Origin of the sequence: Escherichia sp. F1, assembly GCF_046764225.1 — a bacterium.
Classification (GTDB): domain Bacteria; phylum Pseudomonadota; class Gammaproteobacteria; order Enterobacterales; family Enterobacteriaceae; genus Escherichia; species Escherichia coli.
Map to the genome: position 1 here is coordinate 442058 of NZ_CP177202.1, position 20636 is coordinate 462693.

The 20636-nt window shown below is 49.8% G+C and carries 31 protein-coding genes; 19 read left to right on the forward strand and 12 right to left on the reverse strand.

All coding sequences use genetic code 11. The features are described from left to right. Positions 1–14: 14 nt before the first annotated feature. From gspO to gspC, 12 genes are read right to left on the reverse strand one after another with little or no spacing between them, the layout of a single operon-like run. Positions 15–692 (reverse strand): prepilin peptidase GspO, encoded by a 678-nt coding sequence (gene gspO, locus ACK8NJ_RS01960; protein WP_001241109.1) that lies wholly within the window; start codon positions 690–692, stop codon positions 15–17. Further along, on the reverse strand, positions 692–1153 hold the full coding sequence (gspM, locus tag ACK8NJ_RS01965; protein ID WP_001389811.1) for a type II secretion system protein GspM: 462 nt from the start codon (positions 1151–1153) through the stop codon (positions 692–694). Before gspM ends, gspO begins: the two co-directional genes overlap by 1 nt. After that, positions 1150–2313 (reverse strand): type II secretion system protein GspL, encoded by a 1164-nt coding sequence (gspL, locus tag ACK8NJ_RS01970; RefSeq protein WP_001115243.1) that lies wholly within the window; start codon positions 2311–2313, stop codon positions 1150–1152. The genes gspM and gspL overlap by 4 nt, the downstream gene beginning before the upstream one ends. A 14-nt stretch (positions 2314–2327) precedes the next feature. Continuing rightward, positions 2328–3311, reverse strand: a complete 984-nt coding sequence (gene gspK / locus ACK8NJ_RS01975; RefSeq protein WP_001058525.1) for a type II secretion system minor pseudopilin GspK — start codon at positions 3309–3311, stop codon at positions 2328–2330. Continuing rightward, positions 3304–3891: a type II secretion system minor pseudopilin GspJ gene (gspJ, locus tag ACK8NJ_RS01980; RefSeq protein WP_000610626.1), complete on the reverse strand. Its 588-nt coding sequence runs from the start codon at positions 3889–3891 to the stop codon at positions 3304–3306. Before gspJ ends, gspK begins: the two co-directional genes overlap by 8 nt. Further along, positions 3884–4261 (reverse strand): type II secretion system minor pseudopilin GspI, encoded by a 378-nt coding sequence (gene gspI, locus ACK8NJ_RS01985; RefSeq protein ID WP_001041737.1) that lies wholly within the window; start codon positions 4259–4261, stop codon positions 3884–3886. The genes gspJ and gspI overlap by 8 nt, the downstream gene beginning before the upstream one ends. Next, a complete protein-coding gene (gene gspH, locus ACK8NJ_RS01990) occupies positions 4258–4767 on the reverse strand; it encodes a type II secretion system minor pseudopilin GspH (RefSeq protein WP_034173972.1) in 510 nt (169 codons plus the stop codon). The genes gspI and gspH overlap by 4 nt, the downstream gene beginning before the upstream one ends. A gap of 7 nt (positions 4768–4774) precedes the next feature. After that, positions 4775–5212: a type II secretion system major pseudopilin GspG gene (gspG, locus tag ACK8NJ_RS01995; RefSeq protein WP_001202877.1), complete on the reverse strand. Its 438-nt coding sequence runs from the start codon at positions 5210–5212 to the stop codon at positions 4775–4777. A 9-nt stretch (positions 5213–5221) separates the two neighbouring features. Further along, positions 5222–6418, reverse strand: coding sequence for a type II secretion system inner membrane protein GspF (gspF, locus tag ACK8NJ_RS02000; protein ID WP_001109560.1), 1197 nt, complete (start codon positions 6416–6418; stop codon positions 5222–5224). Next, complete coding sequence (gene gspE / locus ACK8NJ_RS02005) at positions 6415–7896, reverse strand: type II secretion system ATPase GspE (protein ID WP_001219893.1); 1482 nt, start codon at positions 7894–7896, stop codon at positions 6415–6417. Before gspE ends, gspF begins: the two co-directional genes overlap by 4 nt. Before the next feature lie 9 nt (positions 7897–7905). Then, on the reverse strand, positions 7906–9858 hold the full coding sequence (gene gspD / locus ACK8NJ_RS02010; RefSeq protein ID WP_001560013.1) for a type II secretion system secretin GspD: 1953 nt from the start codon (positions 9856–9858) through the stop codon (positions 7906–7908). Then, entirely contained in the window at positions 9842–10657 is an 816-nt protein-coding gene (gene gspC, locus ACK8NJ_RS02015; RefSeq protein WP_001142700.1) for a type II secretion system protein GspC, read from the reverse strand. Before gspC ends, gspD begins: the two co-directional genes overlap by 17 nt. Positions 10658–10836: 179 nt before the next feature. Here gspC and gspA point away from each other — a divergent pair, with 179 nt between their 5' ends. The 19 genes from gspA (at position 10837) to rplF (ending at position 20628) form a co-directional block, all read left to right on the forward strand. Continuing rightward, complete coding sequence (gene gspA / locus ACK8NJ_RS02020) at positions 10837–12306, forward strand: type II secretion system protein GspA (RefSeq protein ID WP_000107584.1); 1470 nt, start codon at positions 10837–10839, stop codon at positions 12304–12306. A 1-nt stretch (position 12307) separates the two neighbouring features. Beyond that, positions 12308–12727, forward strand: coding sequence for a putative general secretion pathway protein GspB (gene gspB / locus ACK8NJ_RS02025; RefSeq protein ID WP_000461437.1), 420 nt, complete (start codon positions 12308–12310; stop codon positions 12725–12727). A gap of 237 nt (positions 12728–12964) precedes the next feature. Further along, the gene (rpsJ, locus tag ACK8NJ_RS02030) at positions 12965–13276 is read left to right on the forward strand and encodes a 30S ribosomal protein S10 (RefSeq protein WP_001181004.1); all 312 of its coding nucleotides are present in this window, start codon (positions 12965–12967) and stop codon (positions 13274–13276) included. A gap of 32 nt (positions 13277–13308) precedes the next feature. Continuing rightward, on the forward strand, positions 13309–13938 hold the full coding sequence (gene rplC / locus ACK8NJ_RS02035; RefSeq protein WP_000579833.1) for a 50S ribosomal protein L3: 630 nt from the start codon (positions 13309–13311) through the stop codon (positions 13936–13938). 10 nt (positions 13939–13948) lie between these two features. After that, positions 13949–14554 (forward strand): 50S ribosomal protein L4, encoded by a 606-nt coding sequence (gene rplD / locus ACK8NJ_RS02040; protein WP_000424395.1) that lies wholly within the window; start codon positions 13949–13951, stop codon positions 14552–14554. After that, positions 14551–14853: a 50S ribosomal protein L23 gene (gene rplW, locus ACK8NJ_RS02045; protein WP_000617544.1), complete on the forward strand. Its 303-nt coding sequence runs from the start codon at positions 14551–14553 to the stop codon at positions 14851–14853. The genes rplD and rplW overlap by 4 nt, the downstream gene beginning before the upstream one ends. A 17-nt stretch (positions 14854–14870) precedes the next feature. Continuing rightward, the gene (gene rplB, locus ACK8NJ_RS02050; protein WP_000301864.1) at positions 14871–15692 is read left to right on the forward strand and encodes a 50S ribosomal protein L2; all 822 of its coding nucleotides are present in this window, start codon (positions 14871–14873) and stop codon (positions 15690–15692) included. 16 nt (positions 15693–15708) lie between these two features. Next, positions 15709–15987 carry a 30S ribosomal protein S19 gene (gene rpsS / locus ACK8NJ_RS02055; protein ID WP_001138117.1) on the forward strand — a complete coding sequence of 93 codons (279 nt, stop codon included), beginning with the start codon at positions 15709–15711 and terminating at the stop codon, positions 15985–15987. Positions 15988–16001: 14 nt separating this feature from the next. Next, positions 16002–16334 carry a 50S ribosomal protein L22 gene (gene rplV, locus ACK8NJ_RS02060; RefSeq protein ID WP_000447529.1) on the forward strand — a complete coding sequence of 111 codons (333 nt, stop codon included), beginning with the start codon at positions 16002–16004 and terminating at the stop codon, positions 16332–16334. 17 nt (positions 16335–16351) lie between these two features. Further along, positions 16352–17053 (forward strand): 30S ribosomal protein S3, encoded by a 702-nt coding sequence (gene rpsC / locus ACK8NJ_RS02065; RefSeq protein ID WP_000529945.1) that lies wholly within the window; start codon positions 16352–16354, stop codon positions 17051–17053. A gap of 12 nt (positions 17054–17065) precedes the next feature. Further along, positions 17066–17476, forward strand: a complete 411-nt coding sequence (gene rplP, locus ACK8NJ_RS02070; protein ID WP_000941212.1) for a 50S ribosomal protein L16 — start codon at positions 17066–17068, stop codon at positions 17474–17476. Next, on the forward strand, positions 17476–17667 hold the full coding sequence (rpmC, locus tag ACK8NJ_RS02075; RefSeq protein WP_000644741.1) for a 50S ribosomal protein L29: 192 nt from the start codon (positions 17476–17478) through the stop codon (positions 17665–17667). The genes rplP and rpmC overlap by 1 nt, the downstream gene beginning before the upstream one ends. Beyond that, positions 17667–17921, forward strand: coding sequence for a 30S ribosomal protein S17 (gene rpsQ / locus ACK8NJ_RS02080; RefSeq protein ID WP_000130100.1), 255 nt, complete (start codon positions 17667–17669; stop codon positions 17919–17921). The genes rpmC and rpsQ overlap by 1 nt, the downstream gene beginning before the upstream one ends. A gap of 164 nt (positions 17922–18085) precedes the next feature. After that, positions 18086–18457 (forward strand): 50S ribosomal protein L14, encoded by a 372-nt coding sequence (gene rplN, locus ACK8NJ_RS02085; protein WP_000613955.1) that lies wholly within the window; start codon positions 18086–18088, stop codon positions 18455–18457. 10 nt (positions 18458–18467) lie between these two features. Further along, positions 18468–18782: a 50S ribosomal protein L24 gene (gene rplX, locus ACK8NJ_RS02090; RefSeq protein WP_000729185.1), complete on the forward strand. Its 315-nt coding sequence runs from the start codon at positions 18468–18470 to the stop codon at positions 18780–18782. 14 nt (positions 18783–18796) lie between these two features. Continuing rightward, entirely contained in the window at positions 18797–19336 is a 540-nt protein-coding gene (gene rplE, locus ACK8NJ_RS02095; protein WP_001096200.1) for a 50S ribosomal protein L5, read from the forward strand. 14 nt (positions 19337–19350) lie between these two features. Next, a complete protein-coding gene (gene rpsN, locus ACK8NJ_RS02100) occupies positions 19351–19656 on the forward strand; it encodes a 30S ribosomal protein S14 (RefSeq protein WP_001118930.1) in 306 nt (101 codons plus the stop codon). A 33-nt stretch (positions 19657–19689) separates the two neighbouring features. Then, positions 19690–20082 carry a 30S ribosomal protein S8 gene (rpsH, locus tag ACK8NJ_RS02105; protein ID WP_000062611.1) on the forward strand — a complete coding sequence of 131 codons (393 nt, stop codon included), beginning with the start codon at positions 19690–19692 and terminating at the stop codon, positions 20080–20082. Positions 20083–20094: 12 nt separating this feature from the next. After that, a complete protein-coding gene (gene rplF, locus ACK8NJ_RS02110) occupies positions 20095–20628 on the forward strand; it encodes a 50S ribosomal protein L6 (RefSeq protein WP_000091945.1) in 534 nt (177 codons plus the stop codon). The last annotated feature ends 8 nt before the right edge of the window (positions 20629–20636 follow it).

The window sequence follows — 20636 nt, forward strand, 5'->3', positions numbered from 1 at the left end:
GAGAACCCTCCCGGTTAATACGAGATCCAGGCCAGATACCCCAGGTTTATCATGCTGCCGAGCGCAAGCCACGGGCCGAATGCGATAGTGGTTATAGTCCGGCGTTGCAGAAGTTGTGAAACGATGGCGTAACCAATGCCACCCAGCGAGGCAATCAGCAGTATCATTGGCAACGTTTGCCAGCCACACCATGCGCCTGCAGCGGCCAGTAGCTTGAAATCACCGTAGCCCAATCCCTCTTTGTGACAAACTAACCAGACGCCCCAGTAAACACACCACAGCACCCCATAGCCCGCTACCGCGCCGTAAACCGCATCATGTAAATCAATTAATCCATACTGCGCATTAAATACCAAGCCAAGCCAGAGCAGCGGTAAGGTGAGTTTGTCGGGCAGGAGCTGAGTGCGAAAATCAATAACACTGAGCGTGAGTACGAAACAGAAATAGAGAAAGAGTGCGCCAGTCACGATGGGCGTGAAAGGTGCCAGGGCGCAGGCGATAGCAGCAGCAACGCAAAGTATCAGGGGCACTGTATCATGCCAGGCATATTTTTTTTGCCTGAAATGAATCAATACCTGGCGAAACGTTAACGCCGTTTTATCCTCCAAAGGCGAGAGGTGATAGGCCATGGCATTAACAAAATAACCTGCCATAAAACCAACCAGAATGAAGAGCGGCAGTAGCATTGCCATTATTGTTGCTCCCTGAAGGACAAATGCTTGAGGGTGATCTCTTCGTTTCCGGCAAGAGTAAACTGAAGATCTTCAATAACAATACCGTGTGTTATCTGTGCCGTAGTGAGCCAACGGGAGACGTTTTCGAGGGGAGCTGTGACAGGATGAATTGTCAGAGTATTGTCCGGACCGTTTTCCAGCGTGATAGTCAAATTCTCACGTTTTGCTTCCTCGAGAAGGATATTTTTGATGGGCTGCGTAAGCGCAGGATGACCAAGTAAACCATGGGTGCTCGCTTGATCCTGCATCCATTTGATGTCCTTCTTAATTTTTTGCGCGTGGGACTGATGCTCTGCAATGTAGGTATCTATCGGTTTTATCACCCCAAGCCAACAAAAAACGCCGAGCGAGAGAACCGCCAGTGCCGCAACGATCTGTTTTTCCGATGTGGATTTTTCTGCCCACCATGATTTAATCATTTCCCTGAGTTCCTTACTGTCCATACACCACTGACCGGATCTTTTTCTGTTTTTTCCATCGGAAGCCAGGACTGTGTTAACTCACAGAAACGATCGATATTGGCTTCACTCTTAGCACTCATTTTTAAGGTCAGCGACTTTTGCTTCTGGCTATAGTTCGCCTCCATTAACTGCAGTTCAGGGTGTTCCAGCAGAAGTGTTTGTAAATGATAGAGCAACGGCACAGCTTCAGGATATTGCTGAGCGAGTTGCTGCTTAAAGTAAAAACGAAAGTTGTGGGTGCGTTTGATCTGCGGGAAATAACGTTGCCAGGTTTCTTGCTGTTGTTGCTGAAGTTGATCTTCAATCTTAAGCGTATGCCAGAGCGCGATGCCCCGGCTGCCAACAAAAGAAAGAATGGCGAGAACGAGACAGCTTACTGCCAGGCGGGCGAGCCATTTTCCCGATTTGCTTACAGTTTTCTGTTTACGAAAAACACCATGCAGCATGTCATAGCGCTGGAATGCAATATCGGCAGAATACAAACTCAGTGATGGTATTTCAGGATGCTGGATAAGTGGATTGGTCGCTGCAACGCCGTGAGGTGCTACACCATAACAAAGCATATTCTCAGGCGGAAACTGGGCAGCAAGATGCTGTAACCAGTGTTCATCCAGTTCGTTGAATGCATGTGCGGCACTGCGAATGAGCCAGCTTGTTTGCTGGTTAACCAGAGTCCAGCTATCTACTTCCCAGGGAAGATAGCAGCCATCTGGCAAAACCCGCGTCACGTTGAGTCCGGCAGTATGTAAACGCTCAAGATAGCGACTGAGTTTCTCCGACTGAATGCCTATCACCTCGACACTTTCGTTTTGTTTATCGACAACCGTCCAGTGCCAGTCCTGGGTGTTATCGGGTAACGTCTCCTCTGCCAGCCATTGCAATGTTTGTGCGGTGAGTTTGTATTTGACGTTGGGCAGCGTGAGGGAACGATATAAAAGGCCCTCTGGTGGGATCAAAAGATGAACATTTCCGGCACCGGGCTGATCGGCCAGCGACTCCAGCGGAAGATCGTCTGTGAGCGTATGTACCGAAGATACGCTATCTGCGGAGAACGTCATCCATTCCCAATGCTTACGCAGCGTCGAGGAAGAACGTATAACCATCAACGATTCAGGCATCACGATCCTTATGATTAGTAGAGTTGCAGCGTACGCCGATAGATTTGGGCGCTCTGCTGTTTACGGTTGAAAAAAATATGGCTTTGCCATCCCTGGGATTGTTCGTCGCTGATACTTTCCGTACTCAGCGTAAAATAGCGGCTATAGGGAAAGAGATGCCCTTTCACCTGAGCTACCAGAGGCTTCACGCCGGAGAAATCCTGCTGCGCCCAGTAAAGAAATGCATCCGTGGTTAGCCAGCCTTCCCTGGGCCTTTTTTGTAATAAGACCCGAGCGTCAGCATCCGTGATGTTATTGAGGAATAACGCTCTGAAGAGCGGAATATCGTTCTCCGTAAGCATATTAAGATTGATGCTAAGTTCCGTGGTTGGGAGAACGCAGACATACGGGATAAGCCGCTGATAGATGTTTTCGGTTATGCCTTTTATCTGACGCAATTCGCCGGTCAGAAAAAGCATCTGATTGGCGCTATGGCGAGGCGGCGTTTGGCTTTGGTAAAAGTTATCTTCTGCGCCGTGAAAGCGTGGCGAATCATCGGCATCAATATAGTCAGCGATTGATTGCACGATCTCATCGGTGTTTCCGCGATCGATACCGGCGTTAATCAGCAGCGCACTGAATACCTGGGCGGGGAAATCAGGGGAAGCCAGCGGGTCGTCAGAGATTTTTGCTAACGCATTGAGATTAAAACAGTGCTGGGCATCGCGTAACTGCCACTTCACTGTATTGCCATTTTCCAGCTGCAACTGTTGCGGTTGTGCCCAGTACTGCTGCAACGTGGTTTGTCTGTCGTTATCTTTAACGTCCTGGGTGAGACTGGCAAGCGCAAGTTTCTCCGCCAGTTCAATATCATATTGCCGTTGCAAATGATGGTTTACCTGGCGGGTTCGCTGAAGCTGGCTGTGAAAACTGAGCGTCATGTCTGCTGCCAGAGCAGCCATGAGCGCCAGTAACATGAGTACAATGAGCAGCGCGACGCCGCGTTGTTCATTATTCATGGTTATTATTCCCGGCCTGCGTCTGAGCTGGCGACTCTTCTCTCGCTAACTGCTCAGGTAATGCAAAACGGCGCTGTAACACCCCATATTGCTGAGTCTGCAGATGTAACGTGACTGAGAGAGGAAGTTCCTGGCTTTCCCCGCTGTTACTTTCCAGAAGAAAGCTCTCGACATGTTCCAGCATCGCCTGGGCGGGTTGATCCTTCCTGCCATCCACAGAAGTACGAACAGCACGGTAGAGCGTATGATTTCGCAGATACCAGTGAACTGTGAGTAAGGTTTGTGCTTCACTGAGAGGAGCCAGCGGATCGCGACTTTGCGTGGTAAAAATAGCTTCTTCACCCAACACCATGATCTTGTCCGTACTCCGATTCCTCCGGGCGACCAATTGCAGGAGATCGTTATCAAGAATGGTGATGGTGCGCTGTAGCTGATTGAACTGCTGGATTTCTTTCTGTGAACGTTGATGCAACTCGGAAGCTTGCGAAAAAATCATAAACGCCAGCACGCCAAGCATTGAGAAGATCGCCAGCGCCGCCATGACTTCCAGCAATGTGAAACCTTGTTGGCGATTAATCATCTTGCGCCTGCCCGGATCTATCATGGATGCTCTGATAACGAGTCAGAGCGGTTTTCTGACCGTTGGGTAACGTCACCGTTATGGTGCGTTCCAGAAGCGTGCCGTCTTTGCTTGAATGGACATCGCTGCGCCATTTCCACTCTTCGCCATTAATTATCTCTTTGCCTGAACTGGACGTGTTTTCATCGTTGAATGTATCTTGCGACTTAAGCTGGTTATCTGCGATCCACAGCGCCAGCGTCTCATTACGCATCCGCTCGATGGCATTTCGTTGCCCTTGCATGCTGCTCATTAAAGCCAGCGCAACAGTGGCGAAAATACTCATCGCCAGTAAGACTTCAAGCAGTGTCATCCCTGATTGTTTGTTCATGGGCGGGTATCTCTGGCGAGCATTTGATCCAGGGGCCATGAGCCTGAACTGACTAACGTCAGGAGCGGCTCACCGGTCCCTGCGTTAGCCATCATCAAAGAGAAGGGCGTGATTTGTCCGTCGGCCAGAATCACCACCTGCGGTTGGTTGCTGTCATCAGGTTTAAATGGCTGAAGATGAATTGAGAGTTCTTCATCCCAGTCATTTTTGCTCTCGTCTGCGGCATCTTCTTGTAATGGAACCCAGCGCCAGGCTGATGGTTTTTTGCCCGGTACCATAATGCGCCATGCTGAATCAGAGAAATGGATACCGACAGGCTGACCACTGAGCGTAGCGCGGTCGATGGCTAATTCAAGTGCAGCGGTAAACCGCGCCGCTGTTTCGCGCGCACGAGTGTTGGCGACATCCTCCCGACCATATGTGAAGAGCACCACACTTGCCGTGATAGCGACCAGCGCCAGCACCAGCATCATCTCCAGCAGGGTAAACCCGCGTTGCTGATTCATCGCTGACTTACTTTTTCTTCTTGCTCAAACCCCAGTTGGTGATGTCGTCCTCGGTTCCCATTTCACCATCGGGCCCTGCTGAAAGCAGATCGTATGCACCATGTTCACCAGGATTAACGAGGACATAATCATTGCCCCAGGGATCGGCAGGCAGACGCTTGATATAACCTTCCTTGTTATAGTTTGCGGCCAGCGGTGGCAGTGTCGGCGCTTCGACTAAGGATTCAAGCCCCTGATTTGTGGTTGGATAGCGATGATTGTCGAGTTTGTACATATCCAGGGCGTTTTCCAGTGCCACGATATCGCTGACGGCTTTTTGCTTATCCGCCTTTTCTTTATTGCCCATCAGGTTGGGAACCACCAGGCTGGCAAGTACGCCAATGATGACAATTACCACCATAATTTCCAGTAATGTAAAACCGCGTTGCTTATCCGTTGCGCGCATTGTTTTTCCTTAATTAATCATTGAGTTAAGTTGAAGAAGAGGTTGGAGTACCGAGACGACAATAAACAGGACGATCAGTGCCATCGTAATAATGAGTGCGGGCTCGAAGATGGAGAGCGTTAAGGCGATCCGATTTTGTTGGAGTGTCTCCTGGTTATCTGCTGCTCTGACCATTAACGTGCCGAGCTGCCCGCTTTTTTCGCCAGAGGCCACCATGTAGAGCATCATCGGCGGGAAGATTGCGGTTTGTTCCAGCGAAAGATGAATGCTGTTACCCTGCCGAACGTTTTCTGCCGCATTTGCCAGACGCTGGCGGATTTCGAGGTTGCTGAGACTTTCGGTGGACAAATTCATCCCATCCAGCAGAGGGACGCCGCTGGATTGCAAAATACTTAAAGTGCGGAGATAGCGTGCGCTGTTAATGGCGCAAATCAGCGGGCCGATGAGTGCAACGCGCAGCAACATGGCATGAAAACGGTGGCGGTTATTGCCGCGTTTTAACCAGAGCCAGAAACCTACAGCGACAATAAACACTGTCGCTAGTAATGTTGGGCCGGTATGTTGCAACGTGTCGCTCAGACCTAAAAGAATGCGTGTACTCAGCGGCAGTTGCTGCTTCATATGCACGAACTGTTCGGTAATTTTGGGCACGACAGCAGTGAGGAGAATAATCACGACCACAATCGCCACCGCAGTCAGCATGCAGGGGTAGATCAGCGACTGAATGAGTTTGCTGCGGATTTTCTGCCGATTTTCATTGTAATCAGCCAGTTTTTCCAACACCGGGGCCAGCAGGCCGCTCTTTTCGCCCGCTTTAACCAGGGTACGGTAGAGCGAATCGAAAAGCGTGGGAAAATGTTGTAACGCATCGGAAAGGGGATGCCCTTCAAGGATGGCGCTGCGTACCTGATTTAACACATCAGCCAGTCGTTTATTACTGCTTTGTTGACCGATTACGGCAAGGCTCTCTTCCAGAGGTAATGCCGCTGCGCTTAAGGTTGCCAACTGCCGGGTGAAAAGCGTCAGTTCACTATGGCTGATCCTCGGGCGACGTGTTTTTACTCCCGAACTTTTTTGGGGGCGAATATCCAGCAGGAAAAGCCCTTCTTCACGCAGCCGCAGTCGTGCCTGACGTTCATCGTTAGCATCAATGATCCCTTGCAATTTTTGACCATCCTGGGTCATGGCGCGATAGCGATAATTCATGCTTCGCTCTCCAGCGTGGCACTGGCGACGCGCATAACCTCATCCCAGGAGGTGTCACCGCTTATCACTTTTTGCAGGCCATTTTTGATTAAGGCGTTGTGTTGTTGCCGGACTAGTCGCTCCAGTGTTTGTTCATCCACATTTTCATGAATAGCGGCCCGCAATTCCGGCGTCACCACCATCATTTCGTGGATCGCCATGCGCCCCTGATAGCCGGATTGATGGCAATGAGGGCAGCCTACGGGAGTGCCAATTGCTGTCACCGCGAGCTGATGATATTTAAACATCTGCGCTTGTTGGGGTGATACGGGCGTGAATTGTCGGCATTGCGGACACAGGCGACGAACCAGACGTTGCGCGATAATCCCTGCCAGTGAAGACGAAAGCAGGAATGATTCGACGCCCATGTCGCGTAGCCGGGTGACTGCGCCTGATGCACTGTTAGTGTGGAGTGTTGAGAGTACCAGATGGCCGGTGAGCGAGGCCTGAACCGCAATTTGCGCGGTTTCTGTATCACGAATCTCCCCCACCATGACGACATCCGGGTCCTGGCGAAGTATGGCGCGCAGGCCGCGAGCGAAAGACATATCCACGCGGGTATTCACCTGCGTTTGTCCTATGCCTTCCAGTTCATATTCCACGGGATCTTCTACCGTCAGAATATTACGGCCAGGGGTATTAAGCGCCGAAAGAATGGCGTAGAGCGTGGTGCTTTTACCGGAGCCTGTCGGCCCTGTCACCAGGATAATACCGTGCGGAAGCTGAATGAGATTTTCTAAATCCTGCTTATCCGCTGCCGTCATCCCCAGGTTGTTCAATGAAAGCTGGAGGCTGTTTTTATCCAGCAGGCGGAGCACGGCACGTTCACCATAGATGGACGGCAGTGTGGATACGCGGACATCTATGTTACGTCGCCCGATACGCAAACTAATTCTTCCATCCTGTGGAATACGTTTTTCGGCGATATCAAGACGAGCCATGACCTTAATTCGGGAGATAAGCAGTGCCGCCAGTTTTTTGTTTGGCTGTAAAATTGTCCGCAAAACGCCGTCGATGCGAAAACGGATCGACATTGTTTTTTCATAGGTTTCAATGTGGATATCGGAGGCGGTTTCTTTGATGGCCTCACTCAAAATCGCATTGATCAAGCGGATAACGGGTGCCGCTGAATCTTCATTCAGGAGATCTTCATTTGCGGGCATCTCTTCCGAAAGCGAGAGAAGATCGACGGATTGATCGATATCCTGCGCAATCTGTTGCGACTCACCGGTATTCTGATGGAACACCGCTTCCAGCCGGGCTTCAAAATCAGCCTGTGACAAGCTGGTCATGGTCTGGCACTGGCCAACCTGACGTTGAATATCGAGTAACCGTTCGAATGGCGTATCGGCGAGATAAATAATCTCGCCCTCTGAATAGAGATAACCAATTCGTTGTGCCAGCGCCCAACTGGCGGGGTACGGTGAGTGAATTCTCATAAGAATGCCTTACCGTGCCGAGGGCGCAGGGGTATGGCTGTTGAACGTGTTCTCATCCAGCACCGGCAAATCTTCCGAGCCAACCAGCGCTTTTGATTTCCCGTCGATCCGCTGTTGTTGCTCCTGGCGGTAGCGGGTGTATTTCTCTTTTGACAACGAGCGATAAACATCATCGTCACGGATAATCGTCGGACGGATAAATACCATCAGGTTGCGTTTAGCGCGCTCGGTCGAGGTATAGCGGAAGAGTTGCCCCACTAAAGGAATATCGCCAAGCAGAGGAACCTTTGACACTTGCTCTTTAGAGAAATCGTCCAGCAATCCGCCCAGGACCACCGTTTCACCGGTTTTTACCAGCACGGCGTTTTGAATAGTACGGGTGTTAAATGTCGGGCCGAGCGTCGAATTAGACGAAGAGTCAACGCTGGAAACCTCCTGCTCTATTTCGAGCAGTACCGCGTCGCCTTCATTAACCTGCGGAGTGACTTTGAGTTTTGTGCCCACCGTTTTGCGTTCGACGGTATTAAAGACGTTATCCCCTGAAGTGGTCTGTGACCCGGATAGCACCGGCACATCCTGGCCAACGTTGAAGGACGCGAGTTTATTATCCAGCGTTACGATGCTCGGGGTGGCGAGGATGTCATTTTTATTGTTACTGGCCAGCGCAGTCAACAATACGCCCCAGTCGCCATTGAAGAAGCCTGCGGCCATGCCATTGTAGGCGCTAAACATATCCCAGGCAGGATTCGCGCTGGTGATCCCACCATTCTTTTTATAATCAGCCACACCTTGTGCAGCGTTAAAAATCGGTAATCCCGTATTGGTAAATTGCTGTGCGCCAACGTTTTTATTCGCCCATTGCACGCCGAGGTTGAGTCCATTTCCATCCTGAACTTCAACGATGATTGCCTCAACCAGCACCTGTGCACGGCGAATATCCAGACGTGCAATTACCGTGGCGAGTTTCTCCTGGACGGGCTGGTCAGCGGTAATGACCAACGAGTTGGTCTGTTCATCGGCGGTAATGGCCACATTATCCATCGCAGAAGTAGAAGAAGGCTTACGCGAATTCCCTTTTTCATCTTTCAGCTTTTCGGAAACACCGGTTAGCACTTCCACCAGATTCGTGGCTTTAGCATATTTCAGGTAATAGACCCGGGTATTTCCTTCCTCGCTCTCTTCTACATCAAGGCTCTTCAGTAATGAAGTGATGCGCTGGCGTGCTTTTTCCGGCCCGCTGATGATAAGAGAGTTGGTTCGCTTATCCGCCACAATCTTCGCGGAAAGGAGGGCAGGCATCTGGCTTTTACCATGGCTTTCGCTGATTAATTGATTAAGAATCTCTGCGAGATCTTCCGCTGACGCATATTCCAGATGAATAATTTGCTGCTTCTCTGTGCCGATGACATCAACGCGCTTTATGACTTCAATCAGTTTATTAATGGTGGAGGCACGACCGGTCAGAATAAGAACGTTGGAGGGTTCATAATGCACGACATTGCCGACGCTGCCGCCATCCATCATTTGGCGAAGCAGAGGGGCAAGATCACGAGCAGGAACGTTCTCAAGCGGTACGATACGAGTGACCAACTCATCACCAGCGCCAGGACGAGAACTGTCAGCAATCATCCCTGGTGATGTTTTTACATTAGCTGAGCGCACCACTTTCAGAAAACCATTATCCAGCGTGATCACGGAATAACCGTAAAGATCAAGAATACTTAAAAAGAACTGGTAGTACTCCTGTTGGCTAAACGTATCATTACTGCGTACGGAAATGGTTCCCTGTACCGAAGGGTCGATCAGGATCGTTTTGCCAAGATGCTGACCCACTATTTCCACGAACTGGCGGATATCGGCGTTATTGAAGTTCGCGCCGTATTGTTCGTTCTCAGCGTGCCCTGCACAAGGCATGAGTAGTGCTGCCAGCAAGCAGCAGGTGATTTTATTGAGTCCTTTCATGACGCTGTCCATTCATTCCTGTAAGTTCCGCGACGGAAACATTTATCAAGCGGGGTACGCCGTTGCGACGAATTGTAAACTGAGCACTTTGTTGAGTTAGCAGTAAACTTAATGCCTGTGAAACCTCATCAGGGTGGGTCAGCGAAAGATTATTGATCCTGAGGGCGATATCCCCTGGTTGTAGCAAGCTGGTGGTAAATGCATTGAGGCCCTTACGAGGGTTCAATCGAAGCCCGTATATCTGTTCTCCATCACGTATAGGCGTGGCGATAATATAATCAGCGAGTACATTTTGACTTTCCGAATCAGGCTGCTTGATGATGTCAGGTAGCCCTGGATGGAGAGTTACTTTTTCGTAATGCCCGTGAGTTTCAAACACAACGCTGGTTTTATTTATTTTTCTAATAAACGTTCCCGGCGCTGACTCAAGGGCTTCGTTGAGGGAGTATCGCTTTTGTTCGCTCCCCTCATTAATTAAGACAAAAGAAGTCTCATCATTCGATGTGAGTACAATACCATTAAGCGCTATAGAGAGCTTCGGTGTTTCCTGATTAACTGCCACGGGATTTGCATCTTTTACCCCAGCATGATTATCGTTGCGCCATAAAGCGGCAAGGCTGAACTCAGACTGAAATGCATTTGTTGGTTGATTAATGATCTGTCCATTTTTAACTATAGTTGTATGGAAATAATTCACATTAAAAATAATCAGCCCTATACTTATAAATATAATCAATATATTGATGGCAGCATCTTTATTATGATTCGCCAGGTGGAAGGGGAAGCGTAGTGTGGGCACGATGTATGTTCTAATAAAATAGATTGGGTGGGTTGTATATTGACGTTAGTATAAATAGTATTAATGCCGCTTGCATGAATCAAGCAAAATTTATTTATATTAGTAATATGTATTTAATTAATAAATACATACATTATTTTTATGATTAAGGATAATCAATAATTAAAACAGGAAGTTCTATGTCTACGAGAAGAGAAGTTATTCTTTCCTGGTTGCGTGAGAAACGTCAGACCTGGCGTCTGTGCTATTTGTTGGGTGAGGCTGGAAGTGGAAAAACCTGGCTGGCGCAGCAACTACAAAAAGATAAACATCGCCGTGTGATTACTTTAAGCCTCGTTGTTTCCTGGCAAGGTAAGGCCGCATGGATCGTTACCGACGATAATGCGGCTGAACAGGGCTGCCGTGACAGCGCCTGGACGCGAGATGAGATGGCGGGTCAATTACTGCATGCGCTTCATCGAACTGATAGTCGCTGCCCTCTTATTATTATTGAAAATGCTCACCTGAATCACCGCCGCATACTTGATGATCTCCAACGCGCGATATCTCTTATTCCTGACGGTCAATTTTTGCTGATCGGCAGACCCGATCGAAAAGTCGAACGTGATTTTAAAAAACAGGGCATTGAACTTGTCTCGACAGGACGTCTGACGGAGCACGAGCTTAAGGCAAGCATCCTTGAAGGTCAGAATATTGACCAGCCCGATCTCCTTTTAACCGCCAGAGTTCTGAAACGGATAGCTTTATTATGTCGGGGGGATCGCAGAAAGCTGGCGCTTGCCGGCGAAACAATTCGCTTATTACAGCAAGCCGAGCAGACCAGCGTTTTCACAGCAAAACAATGGCGAATGATTTACCGCATATTGGGTGATAACCGCCCCCGGAAAATGCAGCTTGCCGTGGTGATGAGTGGAACCATTATCGCACTTACCTGTGGTTGGTTACTGCTGTCCTCTTTTACAGCTCCGTTACCCGTTCCTGCGTGGCTGATACCCGTAACGCCAGTAGTTAAACAAGATATGACTAAGGATATTGCTCATGTGGTGATGCGCGATAGTGAGGCGCTAAGCGTGTTATACGGCGTATGGGGGTACGAGGTCCCAGCCGATTCGGCCTGGTGCGATCAGGCAGTAAGAGCGGGGCTGGCATGTAAAAGTGGGAATGCTTCTTTACAAACATTGGTAGATCAGAATTTGCCTTGGATCGCATCGCTTAAAGTCGGGGACAAAAAATTGCCTGTTGTGGTCGTTCGCGTCGGTGAGGCTACCGTTGATGTCCTCGTAGATCAGCAAACCTGGACTCTGACACATCAATGGTTTGAGTCGGTATGGACGGGTGATTATCTTCTGTTGTGGAAAATGTCGCCGGAAGGGGAGAGTACCATTACGCGTGATAGCAGCGAGGAAGAGATTCTCTGGCTGGAAACGATGTTAAACCGTGCATTGCATATTTCGACAGAACCTTCGGCGGAGTGGCGTCCCTTCTTGGTAGAAAAAATAAAGCAATTTCAAAAAAGCCACCACTTGAAAACTGACGGTGTTGTTGGCTTTTCAACGTTAGTACATCTCTGGCAGGTGGCAGGGGAGAGTGCCTACTTATATCGGGATGAAGCAAATATTTCCCCGGAAACAACAGTGAAGGGGAAATGACATGTTTGAATTCTATATCGCCGCGCGTGAGCAGAAAGAAACAGGTCACCCTGGTATCTTCTCCCGACAAAAACACAGCACCATAATATATATCATTTGTTTATTGCTGATGTGCCTGTGGTTTGCAGGAATGGTGTTGGTTGGTGGGTATGCCAGGCAGCTATGGGCGCTTTGGATAGTAAAAGCAGAAGTCACAGTAGATGCTGAAACGCCCACTTTTAAACAATCAACACAACACTATTTCTTCAAAAAACAGCCACTCCCCGTCGTCGAATCCGTCGAGGAGGAAGATGACCCAGGCGTCGCGGTTGAGAATGCCACCACTTCTTCTGAAGACGAAGAAAATACTGTAGAAGAAAGCGACGAGAAAGCCGGTTTAAGAGAGCGTGTCAAAAATGCGCTGAACGAACTTGAGAGATAACCCGAAAGCTGTTTACTTTACTAGCAATACGCTTGCGTTCGGTGGTTAAGTATGTATAATGCGCGGGCTTGTCGTAGTTGACAGCAGGTTCAATCTGAACCTCAGTTAGCCGAATTTGGCTACCTAACAATGCTCCCAATCGGGGAGCTACGTAAGAACGGTTACACTCTCCCATCAATCGTAATGGGTCTGAGGAGTAATCATTTTCGTTTATAAAATAATTGGAGCTCTGGTCTCATGCAGAACCAAAGAATCCGTATCCGCCTGAAAGCGTTTGATCATCGTCTGATCGATCAAGCAACCGCGGAAATCGTCGAGACTGCCAAGCGCACTGGTGCGCAGGTCCGTGGTCCGATCCCGCTGCCGACACGCAAAGAGCGCTTCACTGTTCTGATCTCCCCGCACGTCAACAAAGACGCGCGCGATCAGTACGAAATCCGTACTCACTTGCGTCTGGTTGACATCGTTGAGCCAACCGAGAAAACCGTTGATGCTCTGATGCGTCTGGATCTGGCTGCCGGTGTAGACGTGCAGATCAGCCTGGGTTAATCAGGTCATTGAGCGATTGAGAGGTTGAAACAATGATTGGTTTAGTCGGTAAAAAAGTGGGTATGACCCGTATCTTCACAGAAGACGGCGTTTCTATCCCAGTAACCGTAATCGAAGTTGAAGCAAACCGCGTTACTCAGGTTAAAGACCTGGCTAACGATGGCTACCGTGCTATTCAGGTAACCACCGGTGCTAAAAAAGCTAACCGTGTGACCAAGCCTGAAGCTGGCCACTTCGCTAAAGCTGGCGTAGAAGCTGGCCGTGGTCTGTGGGAATTCCGCCTGGCTGAAGGCGAAGAGTTCACTGTAGGTCAGAGCATTAGCGTTGAACTGTTTGCTGACGTTAAAAAAGTTGACGTAACTGGCACCTCTAAAGGTAAAGGTTTCGCAGGTACCGTTAAGCGCTGGAACTTCCGTACCCAGGACGCTACTCACGGTAACTCCTTGTCTCACCGCGTTCCGGGTTCTATCGGTCAGAACCAGACTCCGGGCAAAGTGTTCAAAGGCAAGAAAATGGCAGGTCAGATGGGTAACGAACGTGTAACCGTTCAGAGCCTTGACGTAGTACGCGTTGACGCTGAGCGCAACCTGCTGCTGGTTAAAGGTGCTGTCCCGGGTGCAACCGGTAGCGACCTGATCGTTAAACCAGCTGTGAAGGCGTAAGGAGATAGCAATGGAATTAGTATTGAAAGACGCGCAGAGCGCGCTGACTGTTTCCGAAACTACCTTCGGTCGTGATTTCAACGAAGCGCTGGTTCACCAGGTTGTTGTTGCTTATGCAGCTGGTGCTCGTCAGGGTACTCGTGCTCAGAAGACTCGTGCTGAAGTAACTGGTTCCGGTAAAAAACCGTGGCGCCAGAAAGGCACCGGCCGTGCGCGTTCTGGTTCTATCAAGAGCCCGATCTGGCGTTCTGGTGGCGTGACCTTTGCTGCTCGTCCGCAGGACCACAGTCAAAAAGTTAACAAGAAGATGTACCGCGGCGCGCTGAAAAGCATCCTGTCCGAACTGGTACGTCAGGATCGTCTGATCGTTGTCGAGAAGTTCTCTGTAGAAGCGCCGAAAACTAAGCTGCTGGCACAGAAACTGAAAGACATGGCTCTGGAAGATGTGCTGATCATCACCGGTGAGCTGGACGAAAACCTGTTCCTGGCTGCGCGCAACCTGCACAAGGTTGACGTACGCGATGCAACTGGTATCGACCCGGTTAGCCTGATCGCCTTCGACAAAGTCGTAATGACTGCTGATGCTGTTAAGCAAGTTGAGGAGATGCTGGCATGATTCGTGAAGAACGTCTGCTGAAGGTGCTGCGTGCACCGCACGTTTCTGAAAAAGCGTCTACTGCGATGGAAAAATCCAACACCATCGTACTCAAAGTTGCTAAAGACGCGACCAAAGCAGAAATCAAAGCTGCTGTGCAGAAACTGTTTGAAGTCGAAGTCGAAGTCGTTAACACCCTGGTAGTTAAAGGGAAAGTTAAACGTCACGGACAGCGTATCGGTCGTCGTAGCGACTGGAAAAAAGCTTACGTCACCCTGAAAGAAGGCCAGAATCTGGACTTCGTTGGCGGCGCTGAGTAAGTCGGAGGAGTAATACAATGGCAGTTGTTAAATGTAAACCGACATCTCCGGGTCGTCGCCACGTTGTTAAAGTGGTTAACCCTGAGCTGCACAAGGGCAAACCTTTTGCTCCGTTGCTGGAAAAAAACAGCAAATCCGGTGGTCGTAACAACAATGGCCGTATCACCACTCGTCATATCGGTGGTGGCCACAAGCAGGCTTACCGTATTGTTGACTTCAAACGCAACAAAGACGGTATCCCGGCAGTTGTTGAACGTCTTGAGTACGATCCGAACCGTTCCGCGAACATCGCGCTGGTTCTGTACAAAGACGGTGAACGCCGTTACATCCTGGCCCCTAAAGGCCTGAAAGCTGGCGACCAGATTCAGTCTGGCGTTGATGCTGCAATCAAACCAGGTAACACCCTGCCGATGCGCAACATCCCGGTTGGTTCTACTGTTCATAACGTAGAAATGAAACCAGGTAAAGGCGGTCAGCTGGCACGTTCCGCTGGTACTTACGTTCAGATCGTTGCTCGTGATGGTGCTTATGTCACCCTGCGTCTGCGTTCTGGTGAAATGCGTAAAGTAGAAGCAGACTGCCGTGCAACTCTGGGCGAAGTTGGCAATGCTGAGCATATGCTGCGCGTTCTGGGTAAAGCAGGTGCTGCACGCTGGCGTGGTGTTCGTCCGACCGTTCGCGGTACCGCGATGAACCCGGTAGACCACCCACATGGTGGTGGTGAAGGTCGTAACTTTGGTAAGCACCCGGTAACTCCGTGGGGCGTTCAGACCAAAGGTAAGAAGACCCGCAGCAACAAGCGTACTGATAAATTCATCGTACGTCGCCGTAGCAAATAATTTTAGAGGATAAGCCATGCCACGTTCTCTCAAGAAAGGTCCTTTTATTGACCTGCACTTGCTGAAGAAGGTAGAGAAAGCGGTGGAAAGCGGAGACAAGAAGCCCCTGCGCACTTGGTCCCGTCGTTCAACGATCTTTCCTAACATGATCGGTTTGACCATCGCTGTCCATAATGGTCGTCAGCACGTTCCGGTATTTGTAACCGACGAAATGGTCGGTCACAAACTGGGTGAATTCGCACCGACTCGTACTTATCGCGGCCACGCTGCTGATAAAAAAGCGAAGAAGAAATAAGGTAGGAGGAAGAGATGGAAACTATCGCTAAACATCGCCATGCTCGTTCTTCTGCTCAGAAGGTTCGCCTTGTTGCTGACCTGATTCGCGGTAAGAAAGTGTCGCAGGCTCTGGATATTTTGACCTACACCAACAAGAAAGCGGCTGTACTGGTCAAGAAAGTTCTGGAATCTGCCATTGCTAACGCTGAACACAACGATGGCGCTGACATTGACGATCTGAAAGTTACGAAAATTTTCGTAGACGAAGGCCCGAGCATGAAGCGCATTATGCCGCGTGCAAAAGGTCGTGCAGATCGCATCCTGAAGCGCACCAGCCACATCACTGTGGTTGTGTCCGATCGCTGAGACTCTGGAGACTAGCAATGGGTCAGAAAGTACATCCTAATGGTATTCGCCTGGGTATTGTAAAACCATGGAACTCTACCTGGTTTGCGAACACCAAAGAATTCGCTGACAACCTGGACAGCGATTTTAAAGTACGTCAGTACCTGACTAAGGAACTGGCTAAAGCGTCCGTATCTCGTATCGTTATCGAGCGTCCGGCTAAGAGCATCCGTGTAACCATTCACACTGCTCGCCCGGGTATCGTTATCGGTAAAAAAGGTGAAGACGTAGAAAAACTGCGTAAGGTCGTAGCGGACATCGCTGGCGTTCCTGCACAGATCAACATCGCCGAAGTTCGTAAGCCTGAACTGGACGCAAAACTGGTTGCTGACAGCATCACTTCTCAGCTGGAACGTCGCGTTATGTTCCGTCGTGCTATGAAGCGTGCTGTACAGAACGCAATGCGTCTGGGCGCTAAAGGTATCAAAGTTGAAGTTAGCGGCCGTCTGGGCGGCGCGGAAATCGCACGTACCGAATGGTACCGCGAAGGTCGCGTACCGCTGCACACTCTGCGTGCTGACATCGACTACAACACCTCTGAAGCGCACACCACTTACGGTGTAATCGGCGTTAAAGTGTGGATCTTCAAAGGCGAGATCCTGGGTGGTATGGCTGCTGTTGAACAACCGGAAAAACCGGCTGCTCAGCCTAAAAAGCAGCAGCGTAAAGGCCGTAAATAAGGAGCGTCGCTGATGTTACAACCAAAGCGTACAAAATTCCGTAAAATGCACAAAGGCCGTAACCGCGGTCTGGCGCAGGGTACGGATGTTAGCTTCGGCAGCTTCGGTCTGAAAGCTGTTGGCCGTGGTCGTCTGACTGCACGTCAGATCGAAGCAGCACGTCGTGCTATGACCCGTGCAGTTAAGCGTCAAGGTAAGATCTGGATCCGTGTGTTCCCGGACAAACCGATCACTGAAAAGCCGCTGGCAGTGCGTATGGGTAAAGGTAAAGGTAACGTGGAGTATTGGGTTGCCTTGATTCAGCCGGGTAAAGTCCTGTATGAAATGGACGGTGTTCCGGAAGAGCTGGCCCGTGAAGCATTCAAGCTGGCAGCAGCGAAACTGCCGATTAAAACCACCTTTGTAACTAAGACGGTGATGTAATGAAAGCAAAAGAGCTGCGTGAGAAGAGCGTTGAAGAGCTGAACACCGAGCTGCTGAACCTGCTGCGTGAGCAGTTCAACCTGCGTATGCAGGCTGCAAGTGGCCAGCTGCAACAGTCTCACCTGTTGAAGCAAGTGCGTCGCGATGTCGCACGCGTTAAGACTTTACTGAACGAGAAGGCGGGTGCGTAATGACCGATAAAATCCGTACTCTGCAAGGTCGCGTTGTTAGCGACAAAATGGAGAAATCCATTGTTGTTGCTATCGAACGTTTTGTGAAACACCCGATCTACGGTAAATTCATCAAGCGTACGACCAAACTGCACGTACATGACGAGAACAACGAATGCGGTATCGGTGACGTGGTTGAAATCCGCGAATGCCGTCCGCTGTCCAAGACTAAATCCTGGACGCTGGTTCGCGTTGTAGAGAAAGCGGTTCTGTAATACAGTACACTCTCTCGATACGAATAAACGGCTCAGAAATGAGCCGTTTATTTTTTCTACCCATATCCTTGAAGCGGTGTTATAATGCCGCGCCCTCGATATGGGGATTTTTAACGACCTGATTTTCGGGTCTCAGTAGTAGTTGACATTAGCGGAGCACTAAAATGATCCAAGAACAGACTATGCTGAACGTCGCCGACAACTCCGGTGCACGTCGCGTAATGTGTATCAAGGTTCTGGGTGGCTCGCACCGTCGCTACGCAGGCGTAGGCGACATCATCAAGATCACCATCAAAGAAGCAATTCCGCGTGGTAAGGTCAAAAAAGGTGATGTGCTGAAGGCGGTAGTGGTGCGCACCAAGAAGGGTGTTCGTCGCCCGGACGGTTCTGTCATTCGCTTCGATGGTAATGCTTGTGTTCTTCTGAACAACAACAGCGAGCAGCCTATCGGTACGCGTATTTTTGGGCCGGTAACTCGTGAGCTTCGTAGTGAGAAGTTCATGAAAATTATCTCTCTGGCACCAGAAGTACTCTAAGGAGCGAATCATGGCAGCGAAAATCCGTCGTGATGACGAAGTTATCGTGTTAACCGGTAAAGATAAAGGTAAACGCGGTAAAGTTAAGAATGTCCTGTCTTCCGGCAAGGTCATTGTTGAAGGTATCAACCTGGTTAAGAAACATCAGAAGCCGGTTCCGGCCCTGAACCAACCGGGTGGCATCGTTGAAAAAGAAGCCGCTATTCAGGTTTCCAACGTAGCAATCTTCAATGCGGCAACCGGCAAGGCTGACCGTGTAGGCTTTAGATTCGAAGACGGTAAAAAAGTCCGTTTCTTCAAGTCTAACAGCGAAACTATCAAGTAATTTGGAGTAGTACGATGGCGAAACTGCATGATTACTACAAAGACGAAGTAGTTAAAAAACTCATGACTGAGTTTAACTACAATTCTGTCATGCAAGTCCCTCGGGTCGAGAAGATCACCCTGAACATGGGTGTTGGTGAAGCGATCGCTGACAAAAAACTGCTGGATAACGCAGCAGCAGACCTGGCAGCAATCTCCGGTCAAAAACCGCTGATCACCAAAGCACGCAAATCTGTTGCAGGCTTCAAAATCCGTCAGGGCTATCCGATCGGCTGTAAAGTAACTCTGCGTGGCGAACGCATGTGGGAGTTCTTTGAGCGCCTGATCACTATTGCTGTACCTCGTATCCGTGACTTCCGTGGCCTGTCCGCTAAGTCTTTCGACGGTCGTGGTAACTACAGCATGGGTGTCCGTGAGCAGATCATCTTCCCAGAAATCGACTACGATAAAGTCGACCGCGTTCGTGGTTTGGATATTACCATTACCACTACTGCGAAATCTGACGAAGAAGGCCGCGCTCTGCTGGCTGCCTTTGACTTCCCGTTCCGCAAGTAAGGTAGGGTTACTAAATGGCTAAGCAATCAATGAAAGCACGCGAAGTAAAACGCGTAGCTTTAGCTGATAAATACTTCGCGAAACGCGCTGAACTGAAAGCGATCATCTCTGATGTGAACGCTTCCGACGAAGATCGTTGGAACGCTGTTCTCAAGCTGCAGACTCTGCCGCGTGATTCCAGCCCGTCTCGTCAGCGTAACCGCTGCCGTCAAACAGGTCGTCCGCATGGTTTCCTGCGGAAGTTCGGGTTGAGCCGTATTAAGGTCCGTGAAGCCGCTATGCGCGGTGAAATCCCGGGTCTGAAAAAGGCTAGCTGGTAATTGTCACCAATTGAATCACGGGAGTAAAGACAGATGAGCATGCAAGATCCGATCGCGGATATGCTGACCCGTATCCGTAACGGTCAGGCCGCGAACAAAGCTGCGGTCACCATGCCTTCCTCCAAGCTGAAAGTGGCAATCGCCAACGTGCTGAAGGAAGAAGGTTTTATTGAAGATTTTAAAGTTGAAGGCGACACCAAGCCTGAACTGGAACTTACTCTGAAGTATTTCCAGGGCAAAGCTGTTGTAGAAAGCATTCAGCGTGTCAGCCGCCCAGGTCTGCGCATCTATAAACGTAAAGATGAGCTGCCGAAAGTTATGGCGGGTCTGGGTATCGCAGTTGTTTCTACCTCTAAAGGTGTTATGACTGATCGTGCAGCGCGCCAGGCTGGTCTTGGTGGCGAAATTATCTGCTACGTAGCCTAATCGGAGGAAAAAATGTCTCGTGTTGCTAAAGCACCGGTCGTTGTTCCTGCCGGCGTTGACGTAAAAATCAACGGTCAGGTTATTACGATCAAAGGTAAAAACGGCGAGCTGACTCGTACTCTCAACGATGCTGTTGAAGTTAAACATGCAGATAATACCCTGACCTTCGGTCCGCGTGATGGTTACGCAGACGGTTGGGCACAGGCTGGTACCGCGCGTGCCCTGCTGAACTCAATGGTTATCGGTGTTACCGAAGGCTTCACTAAGAAGCTGCAGCTGGTTGGTGTAGGTTACCGTGCAGCGGTTAAAGGCAATGTGATTAACCTGTCTCTGGGTTTCTCTCATCCTGTTGACCATCAGCTGCCTGCGGGTATCACTGCTGAATGTCCGACTCAGACTGAAATCGTGCTGAAAGGCGCTGATAAGCAGGTGATCGGCCAGGTTGCAGCGGATCTGCGCGCCTACCGTCGTCCTGAGCCTTACAAAGGCAAGGGTGTTCGTTACGCCGACGAAGTCGTGCGTACCAAAGAGGCTAAGAAGAAGTAAGGTAACAC

What these genes read in the sequence shown, in the direction of transcription:
- gspO (WP_001241109.1), bottom strand. Translation starts at nt 692, where the DNA reads ATGGCAATGCTACTGCCGCTCTTCATTCTGGTTGGTTTTATGGCAGGT.
- gspM (WP_001389811.1), bottom strand. Translation starts at nt 1,153, where the DNA reads ATGATTAAATCATGGTGGGCAGAAAAATCCACATCGGAAAAACAGATC.
- gspL (WP_001115243.1), bottom strand. Translation starts at nt 2,313, where the DNA reads ATGCCTGAATCGTTGATGGTTATACGTTCTTCCTCGACGCTGCGTAAG.
- gspK (WP_001058525.1), bottom strand. Translation starts at nt 3,311, where the DNA reads ATGAATAATGAACAACGCGGCGTCGCGCTGCTCATTGTACTCATGTTA.
- gspJ (WP_000610626.1), bottom strand. Translation starts at nt 3,891, where the DNA reads ATGATTAATCGCCAACAAGGTTTCACATTGCTGGAAGTCATGGCGGCG.
- gspI (WP_001041737.1), bottom strand. Translation starts at nt 4,261, where the DNA reads ATGAACAAACAATCAGGGATGACACTGCTTGAAGTCTTACTGGCGATG.
- gspH (WP_034173972.1), bottom strand. Translation starts at nt 4,767, where the DNA reads ATGAATCAGCAACGCGGGTTTACCCTGCTGGAGATGATGCTGGTGCTG.
- gspG (WP_001202877.1), bottom strand. Translation starts at nt 5,212, where the DNA reads ATGCGCGCAACGGATAAGCAACGCGGTTTTACATTACTGGAAATTATG.
- gspF (WP_001109560.1), bottom strand. Translation starts at nt 6,418, where the DNA reads ATGAATTATCGCTATCGCGCCATGACCCAGGATGGTCAAAAATTGCAA.
- gspE (WP_001219893.1), bottom strand. Translation starts at nt 7,896, where the DNA reads ATGAGAATTCACTCACCGTACCCCGCCAGTTGGGCGCTGGCACAACGA.
- gspD (WP_001560013.1), bottom strand. Translation starts at nt 9,858, where the DNA reads ATGAAAGGACTCAATAAAATCACCTGCTGCTTGCTGGCAGCACTACTC.
- gspA (WP_000107584.1), top strand. Translation starts at nt 10,837, where the DNA reads ATGTCTACGAGAAGAGAAGTTATTCTTTCCTGGTTGCGTGAGAAACGT.
- gspB (WP_000461437.1), top strand. Translation starts at nt 12,308, where the DNA reads ATGTTTGAATTCTATATCGCCGCGCGTGAGCAGAAAGAAACAGGTCAC.
- rpsJ (WP_001181004.1), top strand. Translation starts at nt 12,965, where the DNA reads ATGCAGAACCAAAGAATCCGTATCCGCCTGAAAGCGTTTGATCATCGT.
- rplC (WP_000579833.1), top strand. Translation starts at nt 13,309, where the DNA reads ATGATTGGTTTAGTCGGTAAAAAAGTGGGTATGACCCGTATCTTCACA.
- rplD (WP_000424395.1), top strand. Translation starts at nt 13,949, where the DNA reads ATGGAATTAGTATTGAAAGACGCGCAGAGCGCGCTGACTGTTTCCGAA.
- rplW (WP_000617544.1), top strand. Translation starts at nt 14,551, where the DNA reads ATGATTCGTGAAGAACGTCTGCTGAAGGTGCTGCGTGCACCGCACGTT.
- rplB (WP_000301864.1), top strand. Translation starts at nt 14,871, where the DNA reads ATGGCAGTTGTTAAATGTAAACCGACATCTCCGGGTCGTCGCCACGTT.
- rpsS (WP_001138117.1), top strand. Translation starts at nt 15,709, where the DNA reads ATGCCACGTTCTCTCAAGAAAGGTCCTTTTATTGACCTGCACTTGCTG.
- rplV (WP_000447529.1), top strand. Translation starts at nt 16,002, where the DNA reads ATGGAAACTATCGCTAAACATCGCCATGCTCGTTCTTCTGCTCAGAAG.
- rpsC (WP_000529945.1), top strand. Translation starts at nt 16,352, where the DNA reads ATGGGTCAGAAAGTACATCCTAATGGTATTCGCCTGGGTATTGTAAAA.
- rplP (WP_000941212.1), top strand. Translation starts at nt 17,066, where the DNA reads ATGTTACAACCAAAGCGTACAAAATTCCGTAAAATGCACAAAGGCCGT.
- rpmC (WP_000644741.1), top strand. Translation starts at nt 17,476, where the DNA reads ATGAAAGCAAAAGAGCTGCGTGAGAAGAGCGTTGAAGAGCTGAACACC.
- rpsQ (WP_000130100.1), top strand. Translation starts at nt 17,667, where the DNA reads ATGACCGATAAAATCCGTACTCTGCAAGGTCGCGTTGTTAGCGACAAA.
- rplN (WP_000613955.1), top strand. Translation starts at nt 18,086, where the DNA reads ATGATCCAAGAACAGACTATGCTGAACGTCGCCGACAACTCCGGTGCA.
- rplX (WP_000729185.1), top strand. Translation starts at nt 18,468, where the DNA reads ATGGCAGCGAAAATCCGTCGTGATGACGAAGTTATCGTGTTAACCGGT.
- rplE (WP_001096200.1), top strand. Translation starts at nt 18,797, where the DNA reads ATGGCGAAACTGCATGATTACTACAAAGACGAAGTAGTTAAAAAACTC.
- rpsN (WP_001118930.1), top strand. Translation starts at nt 19,351, where the DNA reads ATGGCTAAGCAATCAATGAAAGCACGCGAAGTAAAACGCGTAGCTTTA.
- rpsH (WP_000062611.1), top strand. Translation starts at nt 19,690, where the DNA reads ATGAGCATGCAAGATCCGATCGCGGATATGCTGACCCGTATCCGTAAC.
- rplF (WP_000091945.1), top strand. Translation starts at nt 20,095, where the DNA reads ATGTCTCGTGTTGCTAAAGCACCGGTCGTTGTTCCTGCCGGCGTTGAC.